Below are 3591 nucleotides of genomic sequence, written 5' to 3' on the forward strand. Positions count from 1 at the left end.
TGCTGCGATCACCAAATACATGTGCCACAATCCGCTTCATCGATGGCTCCCAAGCATACCAGAGCCAGCGTTGGTTTTTCTTGTTACCGACAAATGACCCTTGTTCGTCTAGTTCACAAATAATCTGGATATCACTTCCTGACAGAGGCAGTGTGGTTACATTTCTTGGTGTGAGCTTTTTAATGTGCGCATGACTGTGTTAATACCAACCTTCAGGACACGTGCTGTATCGCGGACACCGGAATTATTCATCACCATATCAATAATCCGCTCTTTCATGCCAGGATTACAGGTTTGATAGGTATAGGTTAGTTGAAAAGTTTTACGGCAGGCGTAACAGTGATAGCGGGGATGTCCAGTGCGCCCTTTTCCATGTCCTTTCACCTCTTCTGTTTTGTGACAGTAACGACAAATCACATCAACTTTAGCCATCTCTCACCCATAATAAAAAGTGGGGATTTTATCACAACATCTAATCATTGGGGACATGACCAATATACAAGCCAGCAATACCGGAACTTACTCAGCAGTTATGATATGAGAGCGAGTCAGGGGGATGTTGGGGCGTGTTGAGATAATGTTGTTGTTGAACGTTTCTTTGGCAGTTTGAAACATGACTGGTTCTTCAAACCCCATCATGAAAACCTGGCGGAAATGAAAAAGGATGTGCTGGATTATCTGCATGATTACAATTTAACACGATTGCACACGGCTAATAATGATTTAACGCCCGGGGAATTTGAAATGGCCTTCGTAAAAATGTCCAATTTTTTTTGAGCGCAACACCTGAATATGCTGTAGCAAATCCAGACGAACTTAATCATTCTAAAACTATCATTAAATCACATTAGCAACTATTTTTTTAATTTATTATTTTTTGACCATATTTTTCTATTTGAAATCAAAAAAATCGCTATTACACTTATGATACTTTTTCTCTCTTTTGAGTCTTTGTTCATAACGCTCTGGGGATGAAAAACGGAAATAAGTGTTAATTTTTTATCTTGTAAATCGCACTTACGATATCAAATAGTAACTGCATAACAATCGCTTATAAGTAATAAGTGATGCCATAATTCAAGATATATCTTCATAACATATTGTAAACTCCAAAAAATTATCAGGCTGCTGTTGAAGAGCAGAGGCGGTTTTTTCTGATTGTGTTTATTGTTTATCAATATCATGACATAAGGTAAATAAGAAAATATGGAGGTAGTGATAAAGCTGATGTTGCAAATTTAAAATTAATCATTTGATTTCAAGGTTAAAATTCCATAGCCGTTTTCTCATATCAGGTTTGATTATGAAGGGGGGAATGATGTTTTTCCATGTTGTCAACAAAAATAATATTATCATGTTTGCTTTAACAGTGGGGTTTATCATTTTAGCGTTATTTTTTAATAACAGTCGATTGGGGATTATTGGTTATGTCGATAAACATTGTCAGAAGAACACAGCCTGTTTGATTGATATGAACGAAATCATTCCTTTTGACTGGGACAAAATGTATATCATCGATAAAAGAATGGAACCTAAGGATATCGAGGGTATTATCGGTGCGGCATTTAATGAGAAAGCCAATCTTTTTTATAAAATTGTCTTTGTCAGAAATAAAAAGGTAGTTTATTCAGATAAGTATAATCCTTCGGATAAATCTTACGAGAAAAAATTTATCAAGCCTAAATTTCATTATCCTTATGAAAGAGAAGGTAATTATTTTAGTCATTATGCTATCTCAAAAAATAACTCTATTCTTTCAGTAGAAATTGAACATAATCCACTTATAAGTGATAAAATTTACTACAAAATCTCCCCTTCTAATGTGCAGCAAGTCAGAGGGAGAAATTTATAAATTTCTCCGGATTCTTTAGGAAATTCAGTAAAAATATAAGATTAGGTGCAGGATTGCTATTTTTGCTTAGCCTGCACTTCTTTTATTAGCTTTATTGTGCTGTTTTTAGTGGGTTTGCGAAATTGGCTTTTGTTGTTTTCTTGCTTTAATGGAGAAGAATTATCGGCCAGATTATCTTTTACAGTTTCTGATTTTTTATTTTGCTCTTTTAGGCGTTTTTCCAGAGCACATGTGGCCTTTATGTTTTCCAAAGTACGAGTTAATCCTTTTATCAGACGCTCATCTTTATCTGCTTGAGCATACTTGAGCTGTTTTTCCAACGTGTTTTTCTTAATATCACATCCCACCTTACCTTGGTTTGCATAGGTGGCACTCATATTGAAAACGATCAATACAGATAAAATCACGGTTTTCGACATCATGAATCATTCCTAAGATTATTGAGGTTACTTATCCAAAATTTTATACTCTAATCTCGATTTATTCCTGAAAATTCCCCCAGATTCACAACGAAGAGGAAGCTGAGGGAGGCTTTTATCTTTTTTGTTGAGAATGAGGTTATAATGCCTTTTTAGTTGTCTGGTATGGCATCAGGCAAGTTATCAATATTCCGCTCTCAGGGTTAAATCGAATGTTAAGTTATAGTCATTGGCAAATACTCTCAGTCGTCCGTGGCCGAAAGGCGAATGGATTATTGTCAACTATCTTGAAATACATCTTTCGGAAATCTGGCCTAGTCGGTATTTTGATGGCGACGGTCAGCTTATTGAACGGGCAGTACGTAAAATTTCCATTGAATAGTTTGATATCAGTGAAATCAGCCATGAGATAAAATGATATTTTTAGTTATAATTTAATACTCATGGCTAGGTGTCTTTATATTCACTTCTTTATTTTTGTGTTCTATATTAGTCGGGGAGAAAATCAGAAACATGTATTATGGTATCTTAGGTAACCCCGCCTTGTGTATATTATCGTTCATTCATTTACAATTAGACTAAAAGTATTCTTTCGGCCACAAGATAAGTTAATCAGATAGTTTATTTGATTAACTTAAAATAGGTGGTTGCAAGAATGGTCTATAATCTAGAGAGTTTCATTTTTATTTGAAAATAAGATAATTTGATGCAGGTGATGAATTTGTAACCTGTGATGCAGTGATTTGAAATTATAGGAGTTAATATGCTGAGGGGTAGCATAACTATCAAAAAAATAAGAGAGATATAATATATTGCGTCAGGCTGTTGTATTATGGTTACTATAAAAAGAATAAAAATACAAATTAGCATCATTCTTGATGATGAAAAAGAAGCATCGGAATTTATTATTATCCAGGCAAGAAAATTTCCATCAGTTGTTTCTCTTTCAAAAGAGAAATGCCTAATTAAAGCCAATTGTTCTTTAAGTGTGAATGTTTTTATAATTAATTTTCTGAGTTTAGGGTTTTTCTCGATATAGATTTTCTTTCTTTTTTTATTTATCGGTTTACTAGTACTACAGCCGTAATCATCCCAAAATTAACGTGTTATCTGATAATCAATAAACTGAGAAACCGTATCATTTCAAGCTGTTCTACGGGCATATTTCCGATTGAGAAAAACAAATACGGCTGTAGTACTAGTACTACAGCCGTAATTGCGCTGTAAGCCGATGATCTCCCCGGCGGCGATAGTGACATAGTTGCGCCCGGTATTGATGCCGCCGTCTCCAGTCTGACCAATGTAAAATCTGTTCTATTG

Annotated in this window: 3 protein-coding genes and 3 pseudogenes; 3 read left to right on the top strand and 3 right to left on the bottom strand. The window is 34.9% G+C overall.

All coding sequences use genetic code 11. The features are described from left to right. Positions 1–432: pseudogene (locus Xvie_RS23465) on the bottom strand (IS1 family transposase); the annotation flags it as partial. Between the two features lie 60 nt (positions 433–492). Between Xvie_RS23465 and Xvie_RS23470 the strand changes: the two are divergent. Both Xvie_RS23470 and Xvie_RS19840 read left to right on the top strand, forming a co-directional pair. Further along, a pseudogene (locus Xvie_RS23470) lies at positions 493–777 on the top strand (integrase core domain-containing protein); the annotation flags it as partial. Between the two features lie 541 nt (positions 778–1318). After that, positions 1319–1852 carry a hypothetical protein gene (locus Xvie_RS19840; protein WP_086110826.1) on the top strand — a complete coding sequence of 178 codons (534 nt, stop codon included), beginning with the start codon at positions 1319–1321 and terminating at the stop codon, positions 1850–1852. Positions 1853–1908: 56 nt separating this feature from the next. On the opposite strand, the gene Xvie_RS19845 is transcribed toward Xvie_RS19840, so the two are convergent. Next, a complete protein-coding gene (locus Xvie_RS19845; protein ID WP_086110827.1) occupies positions 1909–2274 on the bottom strand; it encodes a DUF1090 family protein in 366 nt (121 codons plus the stop codon). A gap of 223 nt (positions 2275–2497) precedes the next feature. Between Xvie_RS19845 and Xvie_RS19850 the strand changes: the two are divergent. Continuing rightward, positions 2498–2653: pseudogene (locus Xvie_RS19850) on the top strand (helix-turn-helix domain-containing protein); the annotation flags it as partial. Positions 2654–3377: 724 nt separating this feature from the next. Here the strand turns inward: Xvie_RS19850 and Xvie_RS22395 are convergent. Next, positions 3378–3591: hypothetical protein (locus Xvie_RS22395; protein ID WP_208612655.1), on the bottom strand; the 214-nt coding region annotated here is incomplete at its 5' end.

Origin of the sequence: Xenorhabdus vietnamensis (assembly GCF_002127535.1) — a bacterium.
GTDB lineage: Bacteria > Pseudomonadota > Gammaproteobacteria > Enterobacterales > Enterobacteriaceae > Xenorhabdus > Xenorhabdus vietnamensis.